Below are 25,820 nucleotides of genomic sequence, written 5' to 3'. Positions count from 1 at the left end.
TAGAGGAGAGTGCTTTTATTACCGATAATCCCTATTTGCTCTTATTTTTACTGTTATTTATAGCCCGCTTTATCCATCATTTGAATAGCTTGGGTTTGAAGCTCACCAAATTTTTGTACATTGATATCGTCTTGTTTGAAATTGCCCCAAGATCTGAGCATATCTGACTCATCAACGCCTGCTTTGACAGGATATTCTTTATCAGCACTGGCGTAGATACCCTGTGCTTCATCAGATGACAACCATTCCATCAGTTTCAGTGCGCCATCTGGATTGTCTGAGCCTGCGACCACGCCTGCGCCAGAGATATTCACATGAGTACCCGTTCCACCTTGATTAGCCCAGAATATATTAACAGGGAAATCAGGCTTTTCATCGAGCAGACGACCATAGTAGTAGCTGTTTGCGATACCGACTTCACACTGACCAGCAGCGATTGCCTCAAGCAAGCTGGTATCATCGCTAAAGACATCCGTTGCAAGGTTATCCACCCAGCCGCGGATGACCGCTTCAGTTTGCTCTTCACCTAAGTGCTCTATCATGCTGGCGACTAGGGACTGGTTATAAACCTTTTTAGAGGTGCGCAGACATAATTTACCTTTCCATTTTGGATCGGCCAGGTCAGCATAGGTAGACAACTCTTCGGCATCAATTTTGCTTGGATCGTAGAATATAGTACGCGCGCGTAATGATAAACCCGTCCACTGACCTTTTGGATCACGGTATTTGGCAGGAACGTTTGCAGTTAGCACCTCTGATGCGACAGGTTGCAAGAGACCTTGCTGTCCTGCCTGCCATAAGTTACCCGCATCGACAGTCAATAGCATATCGGCTGGCGTGTTGTCACCTTCAGCTTGCAGGCGCGCCATAAGCGGACCGTCTTTGTCAGTGACTAGCTCAACCTCGATACCTGTCTCTTGGGTATAGCGATCTAAAAGGGGTTTGATCAGCTGCTCGTTACGAGATGAGTAAACAGTTACCGTAGGCTCATTGCTGTTAGTCGCTACGGTTTCAGTAGCCTCAGTTTCAGTAGCTGGCGTCTCGCTATCAACACTCGTTTCAGGAGTAGAGGCATTATTACAACCCGCTAATCCTAACATTGCCCCAAATACAGCAACAGATAAAATTTTGGTCGAGGGCAAGCTGATGCTCGTAGCGCTAATTGACATGGTTATCTCCGCAGTAATGCTCGTCGTTATAGAGGCTTTTGATAGAAGCTGCTATCTATAGAATGCAATAAATAAATAAAAAATCAGACCCAAAAGTCCGAAAACAACATACTAATCTAAATGAGATTAATTATCAATACATTTATTTAGCACAACCTGCTATCTATAGTTTACGTGTTTTACTGATACATAAGGTAGGCTTTTAACTGAGTTTACGGATAGTTTTGACTTAGTAACCACTGCCCCAAGATTACATTGACCGCCGCTTCAGTACGCAGTATCCGTGACCCCATGCTAACCGCTTGACAGCCTTGTTTGGCAAGCAGGTCAATCTCATAATCAATCCAACCGCCCTCGCTACCGATACAGACGACAGAAGGTAGCGGCGTAGATCTGGTCTCATTGCCAAGCGTCTGCATATATTGCGTCAATGACACTTCACTATAAGGATGCGCGACGATAGCGCCTGTGGTGATTAAGTCTGCAAGCTTGTCCTCGACGAAAGGTTTAAAGCGTTTTTCTAGCGTGATACTAGGCGCAGTAGTGTCAACGCCTTGTTGTAAGCCCTCTAGTACAAACTCATCGAGACGATCAAGCATTGGACTTTGCCAATAGCTCTTTTGCGTACGATAGCTGTTAACCAATATGATGTCGCGGACGCCTAAAGCGGTCATATCCATCATTAAACGGCGCAGCACTTTTGGACGTGGCAAGGCTAAAACCACGCTAATATTGAGCTTAGGTGGCGGCTCAACGGTCAAGGTAACACCACAAAGACTAATCTGAAGCGGCGTTATGTGTTCAATAATAGCGCTACCAATATTACCGCTAAGTTGCCCTATTTTTAGGCTATCCCCTACTTTTAGGCCAAGCACTTTGTCAATATGTTCAATCTGCTTAGCATCATCAATGACTGCAGTCGGCAAAGTGATATTGGCTGCGGGTAATAAAATACAGTTCATGTAAAATGCCGTTTTCAGTAAATTGATTTATAAGCTTTCAAGGATAAATGCTTATAAGCATAAAGGCTTTTAAGGATAAAGGTAATCTAAGCCTTTATCGCTGAATACTCTTTTATAACTTCTTCAATCATAGACAGTTGCCGCGTCAAGACAGACTGCTGCTCTAATGTCATTGTCTTGCCTGCCTTACCTGCCGTAAGTGCCAGTTCTGTCTCACTAAGCCATAGCTTTAGTTGCTCATAAATCAGCGTGTCGTCAGTCGTTTGATTATCCAAAGCCTCTTGATCCTGCTTATGGATAGCTTGATAATAAGGATTATAGGGTTGATACAGCGCGCCGGCGCTCGCCAATTTATCAACCACACTCTGACACGATTGTGTATAGCGCCCTATCAGTACTGGTGTCCCAACGCTAGCAGGCTCTACTGGATTGTGCCCACCGATATCGACCAAAGAGCCACCGACTAGTGCTACGTCAGCGAGCTTATACCAGTGCATGAGCTCGCCCATACTATCAGCCAAATATACTTGGGTCTGATCAGTTATTTGCTCATCAAGACTACGCCGTGCCATTGTCAGTCCTGACGCTTTAATAAGCGTTGCCACCTCATCAAAGCGCTCAGGATGCCTAGGGACGATGATAAGTAAAACCTTATGAAGCGCTGATTCTGCTAGCAATCGTGTATGCAACGTCAAAGCTGCTGCTTCCTCACCACTATGGGTACTCGCCGCTACCCAAATGGGACGCGCTAATGCGTCTCGTTCTGTGTTAGCAGCAGATGTAACGTTGGACTCTTTTTTTAAGGCCTTGTTTTTTGTCTTATCCTCAATCTCAACTGTCGCTTGAGGATTTTTTGCTGTGATCTGCGGGGTATTTATGACCCATTTGAGCGAGCCTGCCACCCGAATCTGCGCGCTTTGCGCACCTAACTGACGAAAGCGTTTGGCCGACTCATCATCTTGCGCGATGATCAGCGTCAAATTCTCCATCATGCTCGTGCTGACCGCTTCTATCTTTTGATAGCGCTTAAAAGAGGACGCAGACAGACGACCATTCACTAAGATGCTAGGTATTTTGTGCTCAGATAGTTTGCTCAATATATTAGCCCACAGCTCAGTTTCGACAAACAGTGCAGCAATAGGCTCTACATGCGCCAAAAACGTCTCGACCACCGCAGGCGTGTCTACGGGAACATAGCTGTGGCTCAGCCTGCCTGATGCGATATCATTAGCAAAACGGCTAGCACCGCGTGCAAATCCTGTCTGCGTGGTATTGGTCAGCCAGATCTGGTAGCCCTTTGCGAGTAAGGCATCGAGCAGTGGCGCAATAGTGTTAGTCTCACCCAAAGATACGGCATGACACCAAATAACAGTTTGCTGATTGCTTTTATTCTGCCCGTTTACCAGATCAAATTGATGAGCAGCATTTTGAGATACTGGAGGCGGCGGATAATGCTTGCCAAAACGCTGCGCTACTTCTTGCTGATAGTTGTCGTTCTTGTGCGAGCGTCGCCAGACTTGTATACGGTACAGAGGCTTTAATAAGCTAATAACCAATCGATAATAAAAAGGCGGCTGATGCGTGGCCTGCACGGTTGATAGTACTGGACTTACTGGGTCTGATGGCGACATATGAGAGGATGGCATAAAATAGCCCAGTTAAAGGTAGAATAAAGAAGAGTTTGACAAGCGCGCTTATTTTAATGCAATTTTATGACAAGTGGTAGCAACTCTTATGAGCGCTTTGTCTTAGACAAAAATAATTAATAATAGTGCGACAATGATGATAGCGCCGATTAGTACCTGATAACGCTTGATACTGTGTTGTTCTTGTTTTTGTGTGGTTATGAGCATTTGGGCTTGTTGCCACTGCGCAACCACACTTGCCGCTTCACTATGACCATTATCCGCCGCTTGCTCTAGCCAATACTTACCCTTGTCGACGTCCTGCGCAACCCCAACTCCTTGATAATACAGTTTGCTCAGTAGACGCTGAGCACGGCTGTCATCTTGGTTCGCCGCTTGCTCGATTAAACGCACTCCTGATGTCATGCCTGTCTCTTTATCTGTGGACACACCCTCACCGAGTAGCTCATACATAGCCAGTCGTAGCATCGCGGCACTATTGCCAGCATTGGCTGAAGAGTGCAAAACAGACACCGCTTTTTGGCGGGCTAATTGATGCGCCTTTGAGAACTGAACCTCGTGGCGCGGTTTATTTTGCTTAGCAATATGCTGCTCAAATTGATCGAGTACCCGACGCGCGCGATTGTAATCGTCCGTACCTGCGGTCTGTATGACCTCAATCTCATCTAACTCTTTTAATAATTGAGTAAACCTCTCAGGGGTGACGATTACTTTGGGCTCTTGCAGTTTTTGTATGGTTGGTTCTAGATTTGTCTCAACAGGCGCTATATTAGGTTGAGAAGGTGTCGATTGCGATGGTAAGACATTTTCTTTAGACACTTTGTTATTCAACGCCTGAGTATCGGTTGCAATTACAGATGATTTCTCTGGATGCTGGGAAGATAGATTCTGCGCATCTACTGGTTCTGATTCTAGTTCTAGGTTTTGATTAGCGCTTACAGCATTGACGTTATTGATATCTGACTTGATACTTTTAGTCGGCTTACTTTTAACTGGCTTACCACTAACTGACTCACTAGGTATTTGCGCATCTGTTGTGGAAGATTGAGCGCTAAGATTTTGATCAAGTGTATTTTTAGCTAAACACGTACTATCTAAATGCACATTAGGAGGCAAACGCACTTTGACCGCTTGATACAATCCGCTTGCGACTTGACCGCCTTGTACCGCTATAAAGGGGCGATCGATATGACCGAACAATCGCAGTCCTATAGGCTCTAATGGAAAAAATAAATCATCACCGCTTTTATCATTTTGACGATACACAACTGCCATATGCTGATAAAAATCATCCGCTGTTAATACAAGACTAGGATAACGTTTTTGCAATTCAAATTGACCATACCAATGCGCGGTGTGTTGCCACTTTGACGCCAGTACGCGCCCAGCATAGAATCCCAAAAATATCAGTAAGTTACGATAGGGCTCCTCTGATAATATCTTTTTCTCATTCCAACGATCCGCTTTGATCAGTTCGCGCCGTATTTGTGATAACAAAGTATCGATACGCTGCAAACTAGCTAAAGACTCATCTAAACTGTACTCTCTTAATAGGGCCTCATAAGCTAAGCCGCCTGCAATAGGACGCTTAGCTAAAAAGTCTTGCCAATATCCTGTGGCAATATAATCTAAAGGCGTCAAAGGTGAGTCAGACATCAGGCAGGTACTTCCTTAAAAGTATTTATAAATGGATAAAAAACAATCTACCTTAGCGTAAAATTCAACGCACTACAATAAAGGGCTAAACAGCCGCACAACATTATCAAATAGACGCGCATAGCTTGAGCGCTGTTGCCACTCAGTCAATGACAACAAGCGACAATTTTGTAGATAAGTCGCTTGCGCATCTGCAATTTGTGCCACCATCTGCGGCGTATAAATCGCCAAGCTGACCTCCATATTTAAGTAAAAACTGCGCATATCGATATTTACCGTACCAAATAGACAATAGTCATCATCGATAACGACAATTTTGGCATGCAACAAGCCGCCTTTGAACAGTGCGATATTGACGCCAGCCTCAAGCAGCTCTTGATAATAGGCTTGCGAAGCATGTTGCACCAAGAACGAATCCACCTTTTTGGGAATAATAAGGGTCACTTCTACCCCGCGTTTAGCAGCTGTCGCAAGCGCGCCTGATAATGCTTCGTCAGGAACAAAATACGGCGTCGTTATCTGAATACGCTTATTAGCGCGGTGAATGACAGTGACGAGCGTGTTGTAAATGACATGCGCAGTCACCTGCGGAGCAGAAGGTATTAGCTGCGCAATGACCTCGTCTACAACAGGCATTTGCGGGATGACAATAGACGTCGACCCTGTATCAGGCGGCTCTATAAGATCGAGATTTGCACCTAGGACTTTTATACGGCTATTAATATCATTGATAGTCGGCGACATGACGTATAACTTACGCGTGTAGTTATTTACCCGCTGATCGAGCACATCTAGATTGTAGTTGTTTTCAGCGCCGATATCTGTGACGACCACTTTTGCTATAGCGGTTGCAATGTTGACTGGCCGCTCGCTGACAATGCGCATCATCATATCGATCCACTGCCCGACTCCTTTGTCTTGCTTAAAAAATGCGGGGTCAACTAGATTAAAACTACCTATATAACCAATGTACTCATCAATGGCGACCATCTTGCGATGATTACGTAAATCAGAGCGTACAAATAAAGTTTTGAATAGCCCTACCGGTAGCGATTGATGAACAAATACACCCGCTTGCTCAAGCAGTTTGTGCTCGGTACTGTTAAAGAATCTAAAACTGCCGACGCTATCGGCTAATATATGGCACTCAACTCCGCGCTTAGCTGCTGAGACTAGCGCCTGTATAATATCTAATACTTGACCCTTGGGATAAATGATATAAAACTCTAGCAATATCGTACGCTGAGCGTTCTCAATATCGGTAATCAAACGCCCAAAAATGTGATGGGGTGTGGTGAGCAGTTGCATTTGGTGATGCGCAAACACACCAAATCCCGTCCAGCGCGTGCCAATTTGACTGACGCCGCGGTAGTGATCAGGCAACAGGTCTTGACCTTGATCAAAGACCAAACGCTCACGCTTAGCCATGTCATTCATCAGCCCGCGTGCCTGCTCCAAACGCTGACGATAGCGACGCCCAATCATGGGCTCACCGAGCAAAACATAAGCGATAAATCCAACTACAGGCAAAGTATAAAGCACAGCGATCCACGCAATCGACACGCCAATATTGCGCTGTACCGATACAATGCGCAAAGTCATCACTATCATAAGGATAACGTGTAGTAATAGTCCAAATCCTGCAAAATCACCCCAAGACCAAGTGGCAAAATGCTGCTCTACATCCCAAGCGTCTATACTTACCTCCATTGATCAAATGAGAGCCTACATTAATACATAACCGCAGCTACTCAAAACATTCAGCCTGCGACATTATAGTCGTATTTGCGTGCATCATAAAAGGACTACTCCTTGTGTCCTTTTTACGTCTATAACAAACATTTTATAAATTGCGCAAAATAATATTTGACAGGCTTTGTTAAGTCTATATAATACACACCCACAGCAAGGGGCTTTGATAGTCTTTATGTTGTGGGAAGTTAATTAAGAGGTGACAATCTTGATTGGCTATATTTTTAGAAGTTCGATAGCATTTTTTAGATGCAGAATTTCTAGAATTTTCCCCTAAAGGAAAATCCTCTTGCGAAGCTAAAAAAGCAGTGCTTTTTTTATACGCTTCTCAGGGTGATTAGCTCAGTTGGTAGAGCGTCTGCCTTACACGCAGAATGTCGGCGGTTCGAGCCCGTCATCACCCACCACTTAATAGCAAGTGGGTCCTATTGATAAGGGCAAGATGCTAGTACGACCTTAGCAGCGGTAGTTCAGTTGGTTAGAATACCGGCCTGTCACGCCGGGGGTCGCGGGTTCGAGTCCCGTCCGCTGCGCCATATTTAAAACGAATTTAAACCTTTGGGTTTAAGCAAGTTTCGCCTCAAACATTAGCTTGTTTGGGGTTTTTTTGTATTTGTATCATCGATTTTTAACAATTACCTTTGACGACGGTGTGCACATAGCCTGACTTATAGTTTGTAAGTGTTTTGAATCTATAACCTTTTATATTCATAACGTGAGTAACGTTCCGTAAAAATTGGAAATTTGTTAACCTTTTAGAGTGCATTTAAGGTAAAATATAGCAGAATACATTTGTGCACTGATTTCAAACACGGAGGTTTTATATGTCAGAGTCGAGAGCAGAAAGTCAAAAAGTAGCCATGGTAACAGGAGCACTAGGTGGTATCGGTACCGCTATTTGTGAAAAACTGCTAGCTAAGGGTTATCACGTCATTGCTACTTTGAGCAAAGAGGATCCAGAACGCACCAAAAAATGGTGTGATGACAATGGATTTGACTCAAGCCGCTTTGAATTTCTTGCCGTTGATTTAAGTGATCACGAGACCGCTATGGCAAATATTCAAAAAACCATTGATAAGTATGACAACATCTATGCCTTGATAAATGGCGCTGGTATCACCCGCGATAGTAGCTTTAAAAAGATGAGTTTTGAGCAGTGGAAACAGGTTATCGATACCAATTTGACCTCGCTATATACCATTGTTCACCCCGTCTTTGTCAAGATGCTGGCGCAAAAAGAGGGCCGCGTTGTCAACATCAGTTCGATTAACGGTCTGCGCGGTCAGTACGGTCAAACCAACTACTCTGCGGCCAAAGCGGGCATTATTGGTTTCACCAAAGCTTTAGCTTATGAAGGCGCAACCTCATCAGTCACTGCAAACGTCGTTGCGCCAGGCTACACCTATACCCCTATGGTAGAGACTGTGCCTAAACATATTATGAACAAAATTAAAGAAACCATTCCGATGAATCGTTTGGCAGGTGCCAACGAAATTGCTGCAACTTGTATGTACCTCATTAGTGACGAAGCTATCTTTGTCACAGGCGAGACCATATCAGTGAACGGCGGACAGTATATGTCCTAGATTGAGTATTATTAGGTCATATCTGTTATACTATTAAGTCAAATTTTTATACAACCCATGCGCGGAGAAGCAGTATGTCACAGCAAAACCCTCAAGATTTTATGAATCAGTTCAACAACATGAGCGAAAACGCTCAAAAAATGTTTGAGCCTTGGACTAAATTGAACCAAGCCTTTTTAAAAAACGCAGAAATGATGACTGAGTTCTCATTGAACACTATCAAGTCCTACTCTGAGATGGGTCTTGAGAACATGCGTCAAGTGTCTGAGATCGACTCACCAGAATCTGCTGAGAACTTCAGTAAAAAACAAGCTGAAATGCTAAATACTATCAGCCAAAAAATGCTAGCAGATGCTAAGCGTATGACAGAGCTTGGTAGCAGCATGCACGATGAAGTGATGCAAGTAATGGGTGACGTATATGGTCAAACCAGTGAGCAGATGCAAAGCAACATGCAAAAAACTGCTGACCAAGCGACCAAAGCGGCACAAGAATACTCAGCTAACATGAACAAAATGGCTGAAAAAGCAACTGAGCAAGTTTCTAAAGCCACAGCTGCTGCTAAGCAAAATGCTACCAAGGCAACTGAGCAAGCCAATAAAAATGCTAAAGAGTACACTGAGAACATGAAAAACATGACTCAAAAAGTCAAAGAGCAAGCAACCAAAGCCACTAGTGCTGCGAGCAAAGCTCAAACGAATGCCACCAGTAAAACTGCTGCCAAAACCAACACTAAGTAATTGTTTAGTTAGCACAGTTTTATGTCGTCATTATTATATAAAGGTGGGTAAGAGAGCTCTTTCCCGCCTTATTTTTATGGTGTTGGCAATATGCGCTTTTACTACTAACATAAGCTTTTACTACTAACATAAGCTTTTACTACAAAATAAAAAGCACCATTAAATAGCTCGTAACATCAGATAATTTGTACCATCAGATAAACAATGGATAAAGATATGGATAATCAACAGTCCGGCGACCACTCAGACGATAATAAAAGTCAGTCATCACACGACTCAACTACCGAAGATACCAACAACTTTGGGTTCAATAGCTTTGGTCAATATTATCTAGATCAACTAGATCAGATCAATAAGATGAATCAATCTTTTTTTGACAAGTCTAAACAGACGGCCAATCCTTTTGAAGCCAATATGAAGCTATGGCAAGACTCTATGAGTCAGTTTGGTCAATTCATGACTCCAAATATGGCTCAGAGCGCTGATGAGTCGCCATCAGATACCAGCAACGCTATTGACGGTATCACTGACTTTACCCAAAAGTTTATGAGCGAATCTCTAAAGCGTGCAGGTCAAGACGACAATATCAGCCAATCCATTATGCTCAACATTATTGATGGGTGGCAGAACCTGACAACGGGCGTCACTGAAAAAAGCCCGACAGCCTTGATTGAAAAACAGATGATGCTATGGCAGCAGCAAGTACAGCTAAGCCAAAATGCTTTGATGAATTTCTCTGGCAATCAGACCGAGCCGCTTGCTACTCCAGAAAAAGGCGATAAGCGCTTTAATGATGAGGAATGGTCGAACAACTCTATTTTTGACTTACTCAAACAAAGCTACTTGCTGATGGTTGATAGCATGATGTCTACCATAGACAAGGCTGATGGTATCGATGATAAGACGCGCCAGCGTTTATCATTTTTTACTCGTCAGTGGCTAAACGCGGTCGCTCCGAGCAACTTTTTGTGGAGCAACCCTGAAGTGCTACGCCTAACTATGGAGTCAGGAGGTCAAAATCTGGTCAAAGGTTTAAAACAGCTTACTGAAGACATGGAAAAAAGCGCCCAAGTGCTCAGCGTACGAATGACGGATGACGATGCTTTTAAGCTAGGTGAAAACATTGCTACTACCCCTGGCAAAGTGGTGTTTCGCAACCATATGTTTGAGCTGATTCAGTACACGCCAACCACGGATAAAGTCCATAAGCGTCCGCTACTGATCATTCCGCCTTGGATCAACAAGTTCTATATTATGGACTTGCAAGAAAAGAACTCCTATATCCGCTGGGCACTAAATGAAGGTCATAGTGTCTTTGTTATCTCATGGGCTAACCCTACCCCAGCGTACAAAAATGTCGGTATGGATACCTACATGCATGACGGTTTGCTCACCGCTTTGGATACGATACAAGAGATCACAGGCGAGCCTGATGCTAACGTCATTGGTTACTGTATCGGCGGTATGTTACTCGCGTTGACCTTATCTTGGCTTACTGAAAATGAACAAGCCGATCGTATCGCTAGCGCCACTTTTTGGACAACGATATTCGACTTTACAGATCCAGGCGATTTAGGCGTATTTATCGACGAGCGCGTTGTAGGTGCCCTTGAAAAAGAAGGCAATGACAAAGGGGTATTCGATGGACGTATGATGGGCGTGGCCTTTAGCTTACTACGGGAGAATAGCCTATACTGGAATTACTATGTACAAAACTATCTAAAAGGCGAGCGCCCTATTCCTTTTGATCTTTTATATTGGAATTCTGATTGCACCAACGTCACCGCCGCTTTGCATAGTTTTGTACTTCGTGAGCTGTATCTTGGCAACAAAATGATCGAAAAAGGATCGCTTGATTATGATGGTATCAAAGTCGACTTATCAAAAGTGACAACACCGACCTACGTCGTAGCAACGCTACAAGACCATATTGCAAAATGGAAAGGCAGCTATACGTCTACGCAAGTGCTCGGTGGTGACGTGACTTTTGTACTCGGAGAGTCAGGACACATTGCAGGTATCATCAATCCGCCTACTGGTAAATATGGCTTTTATACTCATGATGAGTACGCCTCTGACCCCGATGAATGGTACGCCAAAGCACAAAAACAAGATAGAAGCTGGTGGCTTCATTGGGAGGAGTGGATCGACCAGCATAGCGCAGGACAAGCTGATAGCCGTATGCCTGGCGTCGATCACAAGGGCCAAGAGTGGCAAGTATTAGGTGACGCGCCTGGTACATATGTTCACGTTAGAGCAGAAGATGCACTAAAGTCCTCTGGAAATTAATTTTTATTTGTCTAAAAGTACTATTTGTCTAAAAGTACTATAAGCGGTAAGAGCGCTACTTGTTTGCTCTTACCGTTATTTGTTTTATAAAACCTCCGACTTAACTTTTATTTCATTGTATTCTTCTTTACTTTATCGTACCGTGGTTTACTACCAGATTGACTCTATAACGTTAAAGCTAAAACTTATATTCTAGATTTACAGGTCTAGGTTACTGCCTTGTCAGGATCAAAAATTTTAGTATTATAACGAGAGCTAACCCTTATAAATTTATAAACTATTTAGGCGTGTACGACACTCACTTCTAGCATCTTAAATGCTCAGATGCTGGTGTTTAGGTAAATACGTCACGCCCTACCCCTATACAAACTGGAATACCCTATGTCAGATATTATCGAAGAAAACATCGAACAGCCAGATAAAGCCCAAGTTTGGCTAAGTCGCAACAACCCACGTCAAAGAGTGCCCGGTTCTGTACCGAACTTTCAAGACATGATGAACAATCAGTTTTATAAAAGCGAAAACAACATCAACGACTTTACGCGTCAAAAGCGCTATTCCGAAGACAGCGCAGTGTTGATAAAAGAAGTCACCTCAAGACATATGGCGCAGACCAAACAACAGATTCAAGACAATATTCAGACGCTCAAGCAAGATGCTAATGATATCGTTAGCAGTCTAAAAAAGACTTATACGCCAAATAGAATCTGGCAAGAGTGGCTTAGTTACAGCACAGACAGCACCAAGCGTCTATTGCAAACGGCTGATGTGCTCAAAGAGCGTGGCGATGTGTTTTTGGAGCACGAGGCAGCAGGCTGCCCGCCCGTTTTAGATTATGATTATGACGTCATAATGGACGCCAGTAATTTTGATCGCCCCTCCAATTATGTGTTACTTAGAATCATACCGCCCGCCGGAATTATCACTGATGACAGCAAGCGTCCTTACATTATAATTGACCCAAGAGCAGGACACGGCGCTGGTATTGGCGGCTTTAAGCACGAAAGCCAAGTCGGCGTTGCCCTAAATCAGGGGCATCCTGTGTACTTTGTGGCGTTCAAGCGCTTACCTGAGCCAACACAAACGATCGCCGATATCACTTATGCTGAAGGCTTGTTTGTTCGTCAAGTAGAAAAAAGCCATCCAAAATCAGATGACCCTGTCATCATTGGCAATTGCCAAGGTGGCTGGGCGGCGCTTATCTTAGCCGCTACTAATCCAGATATTACAGGTCCTATCGTGCTAAACGGCGCACCAGTATCCGCTTGGAGCGGAGAAGTTGGTGTCAACCCTATGCGCTACAAAGCTGGCGTTAACGGCGGTACTTGGTTGTCCATGCTCAGCGCTGATCTCAATAATGGCGTGTTCGATGGTGCCGCTTTGGTCGATAACTTCGAAAAAATGACACCATATCGTAACTATGTCGGTAAATATTACGATTTATACAAAAACCCGCAAGCCAACCGTCAGCGCTTTTTGGATTTTGAGCGCTGGTGGGGCGGGTTTTTCTTAATGAATGACAAAGAGATTCAGTGGATTGTAGAGAATATCTTTATCGGTAATCGCTTAGCTCGCAATACCGGGCAGCTTGAGCCAGGTGTCAATATTGACCTGCGTAATGTCAAAGCGCCAATTATCGCTTTCGCTTCACGCGGTGATGATATTACCCCGCCGCAGCAAGCGCTGTCATGGATTTTGGACGCGTACAGTGACGAAAAAGATGTTGAAGTCTGTGGTCAGCGTATTATTTATATGATCCATGAGCAAGTGGGTCACTTAGGTATTTTTGTCAGCTCAAAAATTGCGAATACTGAGCATACTGGTATTGCCTCAATCATGGATATGATCGAAGTCTTACCACCTGGTCTCTACGAGCTAGATATTGCTGACTTTGAAGGTAGCGGAGAAGAAAAAACCTTTGCCGTCAATCTTGAGCGCCGCACCTTTGATGATTTGAGCCAAGCCATTGGTGAGTACCGTACCGATGAAGAGCCGTTCAAAGCAGTACATCGCTACTCTATGTCACAAACGCAAGCTTACGAGCACAACCTACGCCCTATCGTCAAAGCGATGAGCAATGAGACCTCTGCGCAGTTTTTGCGTACAATGCATCCGCTAAGACTACAAAGAAGTATCTGGAGCAGCAAAAACCCAATAGCGATGGCGACGAGTCAAATGAGCCAAGTGCTCAGTGGTAGCATTGAGAAAAACCAAAATCAAGAGTTTGTCCCGGTTGAAAAGGACAAGAAAACGCATGAGCCCTCTGACGTTTATGCCAGAATCAAGTTGCCTGCTATCGAGTCGCTCCAGCAAGACAATCTTTTTTTACAGATAGAAAAGATGTTTATGGATAATACTAGAATGACGCTTGATTTTTGGCGCGATTGGCAAGGACGCTATACTGAAAGCAAATTCTTTAGTATCTGGTCTATGCCTTGGTTCCGTCAGTACGGTGAATCAGTCGGCTCACGTCGCCTGCTTGATAAAGACTCATTGCACGAATTACCAAAAGTAGATGAAGCGCTTACCAAAATCGCTGATGGCGGCTTTAATGAAGCGGTCGTACGTATGCTGATTTTGAGCAACTTGGTCGCGGACAACAGTATCGATCGTAATCAGCTGATACGTCTGACAGAAGTTTTGACAGAAAAAGCACCGTTTACTAAAATGCCGCAAGCGGATCTATCAACTATGATACATACGCAAACGATCATCGTGCGCTTCGCTGAAGATGAGTCTATTGCTTCACTAAGCACGTTACTCACATCAAAAGAGCAACGTATTGAGGCGCTAAAACTGGTGCATTATGTAGTTGGTGATAAGCTGGTCGATCAAGACCCTGCTATTTTATCTATCAAGAAGCGTATCGAAGCGGCGTTAGCGCTAAAAGACGCTGATATCATCTAGTTTTTAAAGCTAAACGTTAAAACAAAAAAAGGGGCTATCTAAATGATTTAGGTAGCCCCTTTTTATGATCACTTATCGCGATTGTGCGGCGCCTCAAAATCAAGCTTGGGGCCAACAGGAACAATACCTGTCGGATTGATATTGGCATGACTGATGTAATAGTGCGACTTGATGTGATCCATATTTACAGTCTGCGCAATACCCGGTACTTGATACAGCTCCTTTAGGTAGCCCCACAAATTAGGATAATCAACAATACGGCGCAGATTACATTTAAAATGACCAAAATACACCGCGTCGAAACGCACTAGCGTGGTAAACAGTCGCCAATCGGCCTCGGTAATACTATCTCCAACCAAATAGCGACTGCCTGCCAAACGTGACTCCAATACGTCTAAAGCTGCAAATAGCTCGCCAACGGCCTCTTCATAAGCGTCTTGCGTGGTTGCAAAGCCCGACTTGTACACGCCATTGTTAACCGCCGAATAGACCAAAGCATTAATCTCATCGATCTCGTCCCATTTATCTTTAGGCAGAAAATCAACGGGCAATGCACCTACCTCATCAAATGCAGAATTGAACATCCGAATGATTTCAGAAGATTCATTACTGACAATAGTATTGGTTTTTTTATCCCACAAGATAGGCACAGTGACGCGGCCAGTATAGTCCGCTTTTGCAGCGGTATAGATCTCATAGGCATAGTCCGCATGATTGATAGGATCAGCGATGACGCCTGCGCCGTCTTTAAAGGTCCAACCATAATCACCCATAAAGGGATGGACGACTGATAGTGAAATCATATCATCTAACCCCTTGAGCTTACGAAATATCGTCGTACGATGCGCCCAAGGACAAGCTAGGGACACATATAGATGATAGCGATCATGTTCGGCTTGAAACCCACTTTTGCCCGTTGGTCCTGCGCTACCATCTGCTGTGACCCAATTTCTAAACCCAGACTCTTCGCGCTTAAAGCGCCCGCCACTAGCGTCGGTATCGTACCAAGTGTCCTGCCATTTACCATCAACCAATAAACCCAAGATTACTCTCCTCACAAATGTTGTTATCTATACTGATAATTTCAAACACTAAATTTCAAACACTAAGTTGTTTTTAAACCATCATTTTATTAGCGTACCAAAATCACAGGGGATACGGTGCTGGCGATAATTTCTGTCGTGGTACTGCCCAAGAATAGCTGCTGCCATTTAGAGCGTCCATACGCGCCAATAACAATGATGTCGATGTCGTTTTGCGTCTGATGAGTAAGCAGACCATTGACCGCATCTGTCTCTGGCAAATGATGCGTCTGCACCTCAAACCCTGCTTGGTTTAACTGCTCAGCGGCTACTCTTAGACTCTCCTTTGCTTCATCATTATTATGACCAATCATCACAATATGCCCGGGCATACCTTTTAACAGCTCGCTTTTGGCAACCAATCCGACCGCTTTGATAGCCGTTTTGCTGGCATCAAAGGCCACCATATATGAGCGTGGCTCCTTGTAAGCTTCTGAGCAAATCAAAATTGGAATGCTAGAGGCACGTGCTACCGTCTCGATTTGACTACCGATATTGATTCGCGCGTTTTTGTGATCCTCACCGCGTCGTCCCATGACGATAGCGCGGTTATCTTCTTTGAAATGCTCGATAGCAGATAGCAATTTGCCGCGGCGCTGATAAACCTTAATTTGGACATCAAAGCTGCTTTGTATATGGCTTTTGGCATCTTGTACTAAAGCATTGCTGTAGCTATTGACGACTCTTGCCCGCTGCTCATCTAAATGCGAGAGCTCTTCTAATAGAATCTGGCGACTGTCGAGTCCTATCGCGCCAGATAGGTCGCGCCGTTTGGATGCAGGCACTTCGGTCACATTTAATAAGGCTACAGGCAAATTTAGGCGACTGGCGTACCATGCGGCGTAGTCACTGACGGAACCTGTGACTGCTGAGCCATCGACACAAGCTAGAATATGCTGCTGGGTCATCATCACTTCCTCCTAAGATTAAATAAAAGTAAGGTATATATAGAGTCTACCAAGTTTATGAGCCTTATAGTCAAGCTTAGCAAATTAAAACATTAGGCTCACCTCAAATGGTTAATACGCCTAAGATTATAGATCCAATAGTAAAACGCTAGCTTGTTTTGAGAAGAATAAACGCCATTAAAATGATGATGCAAACACAAACCTAACTATAGGAAGTTATTATGAATAATACCAAGAAAGCTGAGCCACTCAGAATAGATATTGTCTCCGACGTAGTCTGTCCTTGGTGCGTTATCGGTTATCGTCAGCTAGCGCAAGCACTTAAGCAGACCAATACTGAGCATAAGATATACTGGCACCCGTTTGAGCTCAATCCTAACATGCCAGCCGAGGGCCAAAACTTACGTGAGCACATTATAGAAAAATACGGCTCGACCAAAGCACAATCTGATGCCAGCCGTGAGGCGATGACTCAAGCAGGTCGCGAGGTTGGTTTTGAGTTTAACTTCAATGATGATACGCGTATGCATAATACCTTTGATCTACATCAGCTACTGCACTGGGCGGAGCAGCAAGGACATATGCACGAGTTAAAACAAGCACTATTCGTCGCCCACTTCACTGACGGCCTTAATATCTCTGATATCGAGGTGCTCGCTGATATTGCAGCTCAGACTGGGCTTGATCGTAGCGAAGCATTAGCGGTATTAAAAGATCAGCGCTTTGCTCAAGACGTACGTATGGCTGAACAGCATTGGCAGCAGCAAGGGGTTCACAGCGTACCTGCTATTATCTTTGATGAGCGTCATTTGGTCAGCGGCGCGCAGGGCATCGATAACTTTAAGCACGTTTTGCAAAAAATAGCAGATATGCCTGACTAAGTTGCTTTGAGCTGACAAAAATAAAAACGCCGCTTCAATATCGAAGCGGCGTTTTTATGTGGATATGATTTAATTTATGATAAATCCTGTCCTAAAAATGAATCACCGTACGAATACTCTCACCCTTATGCATTAAATCAAAGGCTTCATTTATATCTTCTAATGGCATGGTATGAGTGATAAAGTCTTGTAATGGAATCTCACCTGCTAAGTAACGCTCAACGTAGCCTGGTAATTCGCTGCGACCTTTGACGCCGCCAAATGCTGAACCTTTCCAGACGCGACCTGTCACTAGCTGGAATGGACGGGTTGAAATCTCTTGCCCTGCGCCTGCGACCCCAATGATGACCGACTCGCCCCAGCCCTTATGACAACACTCCAGCGCTGAGCGCATGACATCGACATTACCGATACACTCAAACGAGTAATCTACGCCGCCATCGGTAAGCTCAACGATAATGTCCTGAATAGGATGGTCATAGTCTTTTGGATTGATGACGTCTGTTGCGCCTAATTTTTTCGCCAGATCAAATTTGCTCTCATTGATGTCAATCGCGATGATACGGCGCGCTTTTGCCATTTGAGCGCCAATAACGGCTGATAATCCGATGCCGCCGAGACCAAAGATAGCGACGGTAGAACCTTCTTCGACTTTTGCCGTATTCATAACCGCGCCCATGCCGGTGGTCACGCCACAACCTAGCAAGCAAACTTTTTCTAACGGTGCGTCTTTGTCCACTTTGGCCAACGAAATCTCTGGCAAGACGGTATATTCTGAAAAGGTCGAGCAGCCCATGTAGTGATAGATAGGTTCGCCGTCTTTGTAAAAGCGCGTCGTACCATCTGGCATCAGACCCTTGCCTTGAGTCTCACGTACGGCTGAGCATAGATTGGTTTTGCCTGATCGACACATTTTGCAGACGCCGCACTCTGCAGTGTATAAAGGAATAACGTGATCGCCGACTTGGACGCTGGTCACGCCTTCACCGATCTGTTCAACGATACCGCCGCCTTCGTGACCTAAGATAGCTGGGAACACGCCTTCTGGATCTTCACCAGATAAGGTAAAGGCGTCAGTGTGGCAGACGCCACTGGCGACGATTTTTACCAACACTTCGCCTTTACGTGGCAGCATAACGTCTACTTCTTCAATAGATAGTGGCTCATTTGGGCCCCAAGCGATGGCGGCTCTTGATTTAATAAATTCATCTGACATAGTTGTCTCTCTTTTTAATTAGTTTTATCGGTTATTGAGCACAGACCTATTCATCTTATAGTGCTGACTTAGTAGAGGCAAGCGACAGCTGAACCTGTCTGTGAAGCATTAAACTTTACACTAACTATTATAGTCGTTTCTGCCATGATAACAATGTGCTATATTTACAAATATCTTTTACACAGTGGTAATAATCATGCGCTGGGATGGCATTAGTGAATTTGTTTACGTCGCAGAATACGAAAGCTTCACACGTGCTGCAAAAGAGTTGGGCATCTCAACCGCGCAAGTCAGTCGGCAGATAAGCGCCTTAGAGAAGCGCCTCAGTATCAAATTGCTATATCGCACAACGCGTAAGGTAACACTGACTGAAGAAGGCCGCGTGTTTTATCAGCATTGCCGCAGCGTGCTCGATGGCTTGGATGCCGCTGAGCAAGCAGTAAGCAACTTACAATCAAAACCCCAAGGCAGGATTAAACTGACCGCTCCTGTCACTTATGGCGAGCAGCAATTATTGCCACTGGTCAATGACTTCATGGTGCAATATCGTGATATCGAAGTGACGGCATTTTTGAGTAATCAAAAAATTGACTTAGTAGATGGCGGCTATGACTTGGCAATTCGTATTGGCAAATTAAGCGACTCAACCATGATGGCAAAAAAACTTAGCCGTCGTACCAACTTCGTCTGTGCCGCACCCGCTTATCTTGAAAAATACGGCACTCCTCATGCTCTGTCCGAGCTAAGCCAACATAACTGCTTACTTGGCACTCGTGACTATTGGCATTTTATAGATTTTAAAAAAACAGATTCTGGAAAAACAGGTTCTGGAAAAGACGCTGATAAAGAAAAAAACCTGCGCGTGTTTGGCACTGTGCAATATAACAGTGGTCACAGCCTAGTTGATGCCGCTTTAAAAGGTCTGGGTATCGTGCAGCTACCTGATTATTATGTGCAAAAATACTTAGCATCAGGCGCGCTGGTCAGCTTACTAGATAACTATAGAGAGCCTGAAGAAAGTATCTGGGCCGTCTATCCGCACAACCGTCATTTATCACCAAAGATTCGATTGCTCGTAGATTATCTGGCGGAGCGTTTGGCTGTGTAATTAGTTTTGGCTTAGTCATTCTTTTAGAGGTGTTGTCATGCGACCCTTTACTATGCGTAGTTTATTACGCACAATGTTATGAAGCACAATGTTATGGTTCACAATGAATATTCGATGTTGTCAGCCATCACTCGCTGAATAAACGACCACAATAAAAAAGGACTTTTTATGCTTAAAATTATCTCTATCGCTGCTCTAGCTTTGGCTGTATCCTCTTGCGCCAGTGTTGAAAATATTTTAAACGCGTCAGACAAGGGGCAGTCAACGCCAAAAACGATGGCTGCTATTAATGCTGAGAAGGGTTTGGTGACGATGCAAAGTAATCACTCCGTTCAAGATACTGCGGATAAACTGGCATCGATTATTGAAAGTAAAGGCATGAAGGTGTTTGCGCGCGTCGATCATCAGAAAAATGCGCAAGGTGTTGATTTAACATTAAGACCCACACAAGTGATTATGTTTGGTAATCCTAAAGCCGGTACACCATTGATGAATTGCGAGCAAAGCGTCGCTATTGATTTGCCGCAAAAAATCCTCATCAGTGAAGATGCTGATAAAAAAGTTTGGTTATCGTACAACAATCCTGAATATCTCAAAGACCGCCATAATATAAAAGGTTGTGATACCCAATTAGGGAATATTGCAAAAGCATTGGATGGTGTTAGTAAAGCAGCTATTGCAAAGTAATACCAAACCCAAAAATGCAATTAGCGGCGTCAAACTCGCTTAGCATATTATAAATGTAGAATAGTCAGTTGGAAGTAAAAAGGTTATAACTTCAAACGCGCTACTGGTATAAATTTTACTTGCGTGCTGCGTTCACAGAGGCTGCGCAAAATTCATCCCAGTAGCGCTGTATTTACTTTATAGTACATCGACTATACTTGCACTCGTTTTCCTTGCTACTCTAATTTTTGGGAATGTTATAAGCTTTAGGTAAGAATCTAAACAAATAAAAAGGTGGGATGCAAAAGCATAACCCACCTTTTTCATGTTTTAGAAAATTAACTTATTAGGAGTTCTCAGATTGTGCTATTTGCTCATGTAACTCTACTTTCAACTTCTTTGCACATTCAATAATTTTCTTTCTATCGGCAGGAATAGCACCGTTTTCGATAGCAGTTAAGCGCATTTGCACCGTAACATCATAGTGCGGATAACTGGCATTACGGTGAAATAAGCGTTTATCCACTTCAATCAGTGCGGCAAATTCATGCAACTCTTGCAAAGTATCTGCCAGCATATGGCACCATTTATAGCCTTTAAATTCTATCTGCATAAAATCGACGTATATCGCCATATTGACTGTCCTTTTTATTGCGTACCCTGAGCATGCTGAGGAATCGGAAATACCTTGTCATAAGCCCAATTAAAGACAAACGCATACACAAGATAAAAGGTCGCCATCGCTATATCCATAACAAAGGCTTCCCACAAGCTAATCTGTAGGTACCATGCGATTAGCGGTAAGAATAATACCAGCAGACCACCCTCAAACAGTACCGTATGTCCGACTCGTAATGCTACGGTCTTGTGGACACTGCCGCGTAATCTAAGCATTGCTTTATCGAATAAAATATTATAAAAATAATTCCAGACAGTGGCGACTATGGAGCCTGCAATAGCAATGACGCCCATCAGCTCAAGCTTAAAACCAAACACTAAGCTCGCTAATGGTGCAAAAATAAGCAGCCCAATAATCTCAAAGCTCAAAGCGTGGCGAATACGATCTTTGGTCGTGCGCATAAAAGCTCTTTGTTATTCATTTAAGCCGCAAGCTTCAATAGTGTCTAAACGCTATGCACTTTATAGACCTAAAGGTGCATTACAGCATACGATTAATGAGCTTATCTTTTTTGACAAACTGATGATAAAGCGCGGCTGCAATATGCAAGGCGGTAAATACTAATATTAGATTCCAAATAATATCAGTATGCACATCATTAAAAAACCGTGCCAAACCGCGATCAGGGGTGACAAATACAGGAATATCAAACAGCCCAAACATACTTACCGCACGCCCGCCGTAGACTGACATTAGCAGCCCTGCCATAGGCATCGCAATCAGTAATGCATAAAGCATAAAGTGACTAATCTTAGAGATCATCTCTTGCCATTTAGGCATAGGGACAGGCGGCGGCGCTTTGGTAAATACGCGGCTAATTACTCGCGCTATCATCCAAAACAATAAGCTAACGCCAAAGGCTTTATGCAGGCCAATGTAGAACGAGTTATCCGTATTCTCATAGGTAAAAATCATAACCCAAGTGACGAGCAGCAGCAATGCGCTGACCCAGTGAAAAAAGCGACTGATCGCAGACCATTTATTGACATGGGTTGTAGTAGGTTGAACTGGGCTCATATCTTACCTATTGGGTTATAAAACACTCTCGGACAAAATATATTTCTTAAACTAAAATTTTACTGTAAGCTTGCGCCAATAATCACTGCTGAAAAATGGCGTTAGCAGATCACTTCACCAAGACGCTAATGACGACGCGCTGCGCTGCGTGATAAAACCATCTGGCGTCTGACCGTTGTCCGCCTGCCAGCGCTGAAACGCATTACGAGTGTTGGTACCGACAATGCCGTCAGTACCCTTGGTGTCGTAGCCAGAACTGGTTAAACGGCGCTGCAAATTGGTCACTTGCACCGTAGAGAGTGGACGCTCGTAACGTGGCCATGATTTTTGTAGACCGCTTTTGCCCGCGATGGCTTTGCCAAGCAAACTCACCCCAAGCGCGTAGCTTGAAGAGTTGTTGTATACCTTGATAACATCAAAATTAGGGCTAAGCAGTAGGACAGGACCATCTTTACCAGCAGGCAGCCACAGCTCCATCTGAGTATTGGCATCCAAAGTGACATCCTCAAGCGTATCAATACCCCTCGATGCCCATCTGGCAGCAGATTGTTTGGTACCGACTAAGGAGTAATCAAAAGAGGCAGGAATAGTTGCTTCATAAAAAGGCGCCAAACCACGCACCCAACCTGAATTATTGAGATAATTGGCAGTCGATGCTAACGCGTCCCCTGTCGCCCATGGATTACGGCTACCGTTATTATCACCATCAACGCCATACTTGAGCCATGTATCAGGGATAAACTGCGTCTGTCCCATGCCGCCTGCCCACGAGCCATCGAGCTGCGACCAAGACACATCACCGCGTTGTAGCAAGGTTATAAGGGCTAACAACTGGTTTTCGGCGAACTCTTGGCGGCGACCATCGTAGGCAAGACTAGCAAGCGAGCTTGGAATATAGCTATTGCCAGTGACAACGCCGTAGGAGGATTCCATACCCCAGATCGCGGCGATGACTTCAGCATCGACGCCATACCTGGACTCTAACTGTGATAAAAATCCGCGCTGTTCAGAGAACTTACGCTTGCCAGTACTCACGCGACCTTCTGATACCGCAGAATCAACGTATTCCCAAGGCATTTTTGAGAACTCAGGCTGCCCTGAATCGAGTGAGATAACTTGCTGATTTAAATTTGCAGACGCAAGCAAGCGCTGCACATCATAACTGCTATAGCCTGATGATAGCGCGCGCATAGAAAAATCAGACTTCCAGTCCGAAAAACTCTGATAGCTAGGTTTGACAGGTTGCGGTTTGGGCGTGATAACTGGCGCAGGTGTCGGTTTTACAGTAATCGTCTGCTGCTGAGTAATCTCTACTTTGCCTTGGCGTACTGGCACCGTTTTGCTTGGCTGCTGCATGGCTTGCTGACTGGTACAGCCGACAAAAAAAAGCGCGGGAAGCAAAGCGGCGTATTGTTTTTTTAGCATGATACAACTCTCATATTAGGAATTAGCGCGCTAGTACTGCACGTGGATCAATAGGATTACCATTTAAGCGCACTTGAAACTCTAAGGCGACTTGATCGGTTTGACCACTGCGGCCCATATTGGCAATACGCTGACCACGCTGTACTTGATCGCCTTCTTTGACCAGCAACTGACTGTTATGGGCGTAAGCGGTAATATAGTTGTCACTATGACGTATCATAATCAGGTTGCCATATTCAGGCAGTCCATTACCAGAGTACAGTACCGTACCTGATTGACTCGCTACGACAGGATCGCCTTCTTGACCGGCAAACCACATACCCATGTTGCCTGATTGAGCATCAAAGTTGCGAATCACCTGATTGCTCGTTGGATAGCCATAATTTGTCGTCGAGTTGGCCGTTGCGTTATATACTGGACTTTGAGTGACAGGTGCACTGGTGACAGGCGGCGTGTAGGTAGGCTGTGGCTGCGGCGTCTGACGGACTGACGTGTTGTAGCTGTTGTTGGCAGCAGGCGCCGAGCCGCCATCCCACAGTTTAAGCCATTGACCGCTATAGATAGTATATTTACTATCTAAACCATTTAGCGAACCGATTTGGCGATAGTTCAGCCGATAGCGAGAAGCGATTTGACTGACGGTATCGCCGCGCTTGACTAGATGATAATTAGGCACACCTTGAGCGTTGGTAATGATTTTGGGACCGCTTAGATTGGTCGGCTGATAAGCAGGCTTAGTTGCGCAGCCAACCATCGCCACTGTCATTGCTCCGAGCAAGGTTGCCGTCGCTAATTGCGATCTCATCGTAAGCTTTTTCATACAAGATATCCTATTTGTAGTGTGACTTGTCGTAGTGTGACTTATTTATGGTAAAGCTAGTATCTGGTTTAAATTATTATTTTATATATCTAGCGCCTGCAACTGTTTGAGCGCCGCTTTTGGAGTATGGTGTAGCCTAACTGGTGACAGACTAATGTAGCCTGCTGCAACTGCTTGTATATCTGTATCAGCCGATGCTTGATCTTGATTCTGTGCGTTATCTTTGCGTAAAGACAACCAGTAAGCATCACGTCCGCGTGGATCAACCATATGATACACAGGCTGTGCAATCTGGCTATGACCTAGGCGCGTGATTTTGCGACCTTGAATATCATCAGCACTTTTTACATTAGGAATATTAACGTTTAATACATGATAGGGCAAACTTTTACAGGTATCTATTATCGATGTTTGAGTTAATAATTTGACGATCTCGTTTGCTGCCCTATCATAACTTTGATCTTGGTCTGATATTTTATGAGCGCCGCCAACTAAGGAGGTTGCAATAGCTGGAATACCAAAAAGCTGCGCGGTAAGAGCGGCGCCAAAGGTACCTGAATATAGAACGTCTTGTCCCAGATTTGCTCCTGAATTGATTCCCGTTACGACGCAATCGAATGCTACGCCCTGATAAAGATTGTGCAGTGCTAAATGAATACAATCAGCAGGCGAGCCATTTACAGCGATAAAGCCAGATGGCAGAATGTGAGTATGTAAGGGACGCGTAATAGTTAACGCACTAGCTGTACCGCTCTGCTCAGTATTTGGTGCGACGACGACCACTTCTCCAATGCCAGATAAAGCCCTGTACAAAGCTGCCAATCCAGGTGCATATAAGCCATCATCATTACTAATTAAAAATCTCATTAATACTCTTTTTCTATAGTAGATGACGCTATAAAAGTCATCATGATTTGCTAAATTTTGGGGTTTTGATGATATAGGATTATCATATCCTTTGTACACACTGTATTTGTTGTTCAATGCCAAAATGCTTAAAGCTCTAGGTGATTGACACCTCTTAACTAGTACTTGTATATCTCAAGTGCTGCCTGCAAACAGACAGTGATAAAACTAAATAAGAGATAAATTGCTCAAAGCTGCCTTATATAATAGTGAATAATATTAAATTAATCTTTGTACACCAGTGCCTGCATTTAGCGTTATACTCTGTCTGCCCTATTCACTTAACGTCTAAGGTTTTGTTTTGTCAGTCTATTTATCAAAACCGGTGCCCTAAAAAATATGCCAATGCGTTACAATAAGCAATAATTAACAACATTATTTACCCTTTGCTTTATCTTGACGTAA

21 protein-coding genes and 2 tRNA genes are annotated in these 25,820 nt (G+C 44.1%); 9 read left to right on the top strand and 14 right to left on the bottom strand.

Annotated elements, in window-relative coordinates; all coding sequences use genetic code 11:
- Window positions 1–53: 53 nt before the first annotated feature.
- From ACR64J_RS04285 to ACR64J_RS04265, 5 genes are all read right to left on the bottom strand, one after another.
- Window positions 54–1,169 carry a Fe(3+) ABC transporter substrate-binding protein gene (locus ACR64J_RS04285; RefSeq protein WP_435950612.1) on the bottom strand — a complete coding sequence of 372 codons (1,116 nt, stop codon included), beginning with the start codon at window positions 1,167–1,169 and terminating at the stop codon, window positions 54–56.
- A 212-nt stretch (window positions 1,170–1,381) separates the two neighbouring features.
- Complete coding sequence (locus ACR64J_RS04280) at window positions 1,382–2,131, bottom strand: 16S rRNA (uracil(1498)-N(3))-methyltransferase (RefSeq protein WP_435950611.1); 750 nt, start codon at window positions 2,129–2,131, stop codon at window positions 1,382–1,384.
- 86 nt (window positions 2,132–2,217) lie between these two features.
- Window positions 2,218–3,777 carry a 3-deoxy-D-manno-octulosonic acid transferase gene (locus tag ACR64J_RS04275; RefSeq protein WP_435950609.1) on the bottom strand — a complete coding sequence of 520 codons (1,560 nt, stop codon included), beginning with the start codon at window positions 3,775–3,777 and terminating at the stop codon, window positions 2,218–2,220.
- A gap of 102 nt (window positions 3,778–3,879) precedes the next feature.
- Window positions 3,880–5,433 (bottom strand): tetratricopeptide repeat protein, encoded by a 1,554-nt coding sequence (locus tag ACR64J_RS04270; protein WP_435950607.1) that lies wholly within the window; start codon window positions 5,431–5,433, stop codon window positions 3,880–3,882.
- Window positions 5,434–5,505: 72 nt separating this feature from the next.
- The gene (locus ACR64J_RS04265; protein WP_435950605.1) at window positions 5,506–7,143 is read right to left on the bottom strand and encodes a cardiolipin synthase; all 1,638 of its coding nucleotides are present in this window, start codon (window positions 7,141–7,143) and stop codon (window positions 5,506–5,508) included.
- Window positions 7,144–7,516: 373 nt separating this feature from the next.
- Here ACR64J_RS04265 and ACR64J_RS04260 point away from each other — a divergent pair.
- The 6 genes from ACR64J_RS04260 (at window position 7,517) to ACR64J_RS04235 (ending at window position 14,707) form a co-directional block, all read left to right on the top strand.
- Window positions 7,517–7,592: transfer RNA gene (locus tag ACR64J_RS04260), tRNA-Val, on the top strand.
- A gap of 52 nt (window positions 7,593–7,644) precedes the next feature.
- Window positions 7,645–7,721: transfer RNA gene (locus ACR64J_RS04255), tRNA-Asp, on the top strand.
- 288 nt (window positions 7,722–8,009) lie between these two features.
- Entirely contained in the window at window positions 8,010–8,771 is a 762-nt protein-coding gene (phbB, locus tag ACR64J_RS04250) for an acetoacetyl-CoA reductase (RefSeq protein WP_435950603.1), read from the top strand.
- Between the two features lie 74 nt (window positions 8,772–8,845).
- The gene (locus ACR64J_RS04245; RefSeq protein ID WP_317199968.1) at window positions 8,846–9,511 is read left to right on the top strand and encodes a phasin family protein; all 666 of its coding nucleotides are present in this window, start codon (window positions 8,846–8,848) and stop codon (window positions 9,509–9,511) included.
- A gap of 216 nt (window positions 9,512–9,727) precedes the next feature.
- Window positions 9,728–11,800, top strand: coding sequence for a class I poly(R)-hydroxyalkanoic acid synthase (gene phaC, locus ACR64J_RS04240; RefSeq protein ID WP_435950602.1), 2,073 nt, complete (start codon window positions 9,728–9,730; stop codon window positions 11,798–11,800).
- Window positions 11,801–12,181: 381 nt separating this feature from the next.
- Window positions 12,182–14,707, top strand: a complete 2,526-nt coding sequence (locus ACR64J_RS04235; RefSeq protein WP_435950600.1) for a DUF3141 domain-containing protein — start codon at window positions 12,182–12,184, stop codon at window positions 14,705–14,707.
- 68 nt (window positions 14,708–14,775) lie between these two features.
- Here ACR64J_RS04235 and ACR64J_RS04230 read toward each other — a convergent pair whose 3' ends face one another.
- Together ACR64J_RS04230 and ACR64J_RS04225 are read right to left on the bottom strand one after the other, a co-directional pair.
- Window positions 14,776–15,750, bottom strand: coding sequence for a glutathione S-transferase family protein (locus tag ACR64J_RS04230; protein WP_435950598.1), 975 nt, complete (start codon window positions 15,748–15,750; stop codon window positions 14,776–14,778).
- A gap of 89 nt (window positions 15,751–15,839) precedes the next feature.
- Window positions 15,840–16,700, bottom strand: coding sequence for a universal stress protein (locus ACR64J_RS04225; protein ID WP_317199964.1), 861 nt, complete (start codon window positions 16,698–16,700; stop codon window positions 15,840–15,842).
- Window positions 16,701–16,918: 218 nt separating this feature from the next.
- Between ACR64J_RS04225 and ACR64J_RS04220 the strand changes: the two genes are divergently transcribed.
- The gene (locus ACR64J_RS04220) at window positions 16,919–17,578 is read left to right on the top strand and encodes a DsbA family oxidoreductase (RefSeq protein ID WP_435950597.1); all 660 of its coding nucleotides are present in this window, start codon (window positions 16,919–16,921) and stop codon (window positions 17,576–17,578) included.
- A gap of 91 nt (window positions 17,579–17,669) precedes the next feature.
- Here ACR64J_RS04220 and ACR64J_RS04215 read toward each other — a convergent pair whose 3' ends face one another.
- A complete protein-coding gene (locus tag ACR64J_RS04215; RefSeq protein ID WP_435950595.1) occupies window positions 17,670–18,794 on the bottom strand; it encodes an S-(hydroxymethyl)glutathione dehydrogenase/class III alcohol dehydrogenase in 1,125 nt (374 codons plus the stop codon).
- Window positions 18,795–18,990: 196 nt separating this feature from the next.
- Between ACR64J_RS04215 and ACR64J_RS04210 the strand changes: the two genes are divergently transcribed.
- On the top strand, window positions 18,991–19,902 hold the full coding sequence (locus ACR64J_RS04210) for a LysR family transcriptional regulator (protein WP_435950594.1): 912 nt from the start codon (window positions 18,991–18,993) through the stop codon (window positions 19,900–19,902).
- Between the two features lie 168 nt (window positions 19,903–20,070).
- On the top strand, window positions 20,071–20,589 hold the full coding sequence (locus tag ACR64J_RS04205) for a DUF302 domain-containing protein (RefSeq protein WP_435950592.1): 519 nt from the start codon (window positions 20,071–20,073) through the stop codon (window positions 20,587–20,589).
- Window positions 20,590–20,914: 325 nt separating this feature from the next.
- Here the strand turns inward: ACR64J_RS04205 and ACR64J_RS04200 are convergent, their stop codons facing one another.
- The 6 genes from ACR64J_RS04200 to surE form a co-directional block, all read right to left on the bottom strand.
- Entirely contained in the window at window positions 20,915–21,202 is a 288-nt protein-coding gene (locus ACR64J_RS04200) for a DUF4031 domain-containing protein (protein ID WP_435950591.1), read from the bottom strand.
- A 14-nt stretch (window positions 21,203–21,216) separates the two neighbouring features.
- Window positions 21,217–21,648 (bottom strand): PACE efflux transporter, encoded by a 432-nt coding sequence (locus tag ACR64J_RS04195; protein WP_435950589.1) that lies wholly within the window; start codon window positions 21,646–21,648, stop codon window positions 21,217–21,219.
- Between the two features lie 79 nt (window positions 21,649–21,727).
- Window positions 21,728–22,264, bottom strand: a complete 537-nt coding sequence (locus ACR64J_RS04190) for a cytochrome b (RefSeq protein WP_435950587.1) — start codon at window positions 22,262–22,264, stop codon at window positions 21,728–21,730.
- Window positions 22,265–22,378: 114 nt separating this feature from the next.
- A complete protein-coding gene (locus tag ACR64J_RS04185; protein WP_435950585.1) occupies window positions 22,379–23,689 on the bottom strand; it encodes a lytic murein transglycosylase in 1,311 nt (436 codons plus the stop codon).
- Between the two features lie 22 nt (window positions 23,690–23,711).
- Window positions 23,712–24,509, bottom strand: coding sequence for a LysM peptidoglycan-binding domain-containing M23 family metallopeptidase (locus ACR64J_RS04180; protein ID WP_435950583.1), 798 nt, complete (start codon window positions 24,507–24,509; stop codon window positions 23,712–23,714).
- A gap of 81 nt (window positions 24,510–24,590) precedes the next feature.
- Window positions 24,591–25,376: a 5'/3'-nucleotidase SurE gene (surE, locus tag ACR64J_RS04175; RefSeq protein ID WP_435950581.1), complete on the bottom strand. Its 786-nt coding sequence runs from the start codon at window positions 25,374–25,376 to the stop codon at window positions 24,591–24,593.
- Window positions 25,377–25,820 lie beyond the last annotated feature (444 nt).

It is taken from the genome of Psychrobacter sp. DM8, from assembly GCF_051307025.1.
GTDB lineage: Bacteria > Pseudomonadota > Gammaproteobacteria > Pseudomonadales > Moraxellaceae > Psychrobacter.
This window is presented reverse-complemented; position numbering and strand designations above follow the sequence as displayed.

What these genes read in the sequence shown, in the direction of transcription:
- ACR64J_RS04180 (WP_435950583.1), bottom strand. Translation starts at nt 24,509, where the DNA reads ATGAAAAAGCTTACGATGAGATCGCAATTAGCGACGGCAACCTTGCTC.
- ACR64J_RS04270 (WP_435950607.1), bottom strand. Translation starts at nt 5,433, where the DNA reads ATGTCTGACTCACCTTTGACGCCTTTAGATTATATTGCCACAGGATAT.
- ACR64J_RS04225 (WP_317199964.1), bottom strand. Translation starts at nt 16,700, where the DNA reads ATGATGACCCAGCAGCATATTCTAGCTTGTGTCGATGGCTCAGCAGTC.
- ACR64J_RS04275 (WP_435950609.1), bottom strand. Translation starts at nt 3,777, where the DNA reads ATGCCATCCTCTCATATGTCGCCATCAGACCCAGTAAGTCCAGTACTA.
- ACR64J_RS04200 (WP_435950591.1), bottom strand. Translation starts at nt 21,202, where the DNA reads ATGGCGATATACGTCGATTTTATGCAGATAGAATTTAAAGGCTATAAA.
- ACR64J_RS04190 (WP_435950587.1), bottom strand. Translation starts at nt 22,264, where the DNA reads ATGAGCCCAGTTCAACCTACTACAACCCATGTCAATAAATGGTCTGCG.
- ACR64J_RS04210 (WP_435950594.1), top strand. Translation starts at nt 18,991, where the DNA reads ATGCGCTGGGATGGCATTAGTGAATTTGTTTACGTCGCAGAATACGAA.
- ACR64J_RS04265 (WP_435950605.1), bottom strand. Translation starts at nt 7,143, where the DNA reads ATGGAGGTAAGTATAGACGCTTGGGATGTAGAGCAGCATTTTGCCACT.
- ACR64J_RS04280 (WP_435950611.1), bottom strand. Translation starts at nt 2,131, where the DNA reads ATGAACTGTATTTTATTACCCGCAGCCAATATCACTTTGCCGACTGCA.
- ACR64J_RS04205 (WP_435950592.1), top strand. Translation starts at nt 20,071, where the DNA reads ATGCTTAAAATTATCTCTATCGCTGCTCTAGCTTTGGCTGTATCCTCT.
- phbB (WP_435950603.1), top strand. Translation starts at nt 8,010, where the DNA reads ATGTCAGAGTCGAGAGCAGAAAGTCAAAAAGTAGCCATGGTAACAGGA.
- ACR64J_RS04285 (WP_435950612.1), bottom strand. Translation starts at nt 1,169, where the DNA reads ATGTCAATTAGCGCTACGAGCATCAGCTTGCCCTCGACCAAAATTTTA.
- ACR64J_RS04215 (WP_435950595.1), bottom strand. Translation starts at nt 18,794, where the DNA reads ATGTCAGATGAATTTATTAAATCAAGAGCCGCCATCGCTTGGGGCCCA.
- ACR64J_RS04195 (WP_435950589.1), bottom strand. Translation starts at nt 21,648, where the DNA reads ATGCGCACGACCAAAGATCGTATTCGCCACGCTTTGAGCTTTGAGATT.
- ACR64J_RS04235 (WP_435950600.1), top strand. Translation starts at nt 12,182, where the DNA reads ATGTCAGATATTATCGAAGAAAACATCGAACAGCCAGATAAAGCCCAA.
- ACR64J_RS04220 (WP_435950597.1), top strand. Translation starts at nt 16,919, where the DNA reads ATGAATAATACCAAGAAAGCTGAGCCACTCAGAATAGATATTGTCTCC.
- ACR64J_RS04185 (WP_435950585.1), bottom strand. Translation starts at nt 23,689, where the DNA reads ATGCTAAAAAAACAATACGCCGCTTTGCTTCCCGCGCTTTTTTTTGTC.
- phaC (WP_435950602.1), top strand. Translation starts at nt 9,728, where the DNA reads ATGGATAATCAACAGTCCGGCGACCACTCAGACGATAATAAAAGTCAG.
- ACR64J_RS04245 (WP_317199968.1), top strand. Translation starts at nt 8,846, where the DNA reads ATGTCACAGCAAAACCCTCAAGATTTTATGAATCAGTTCAACAACATG.
- surE (WP_435950581.1), bottom strand. Translation starts at nt 25,376, where the DNA reads ATGAGATTTTTAATTAGTAATGATGATGGCTTATATGCACCTGGATTG.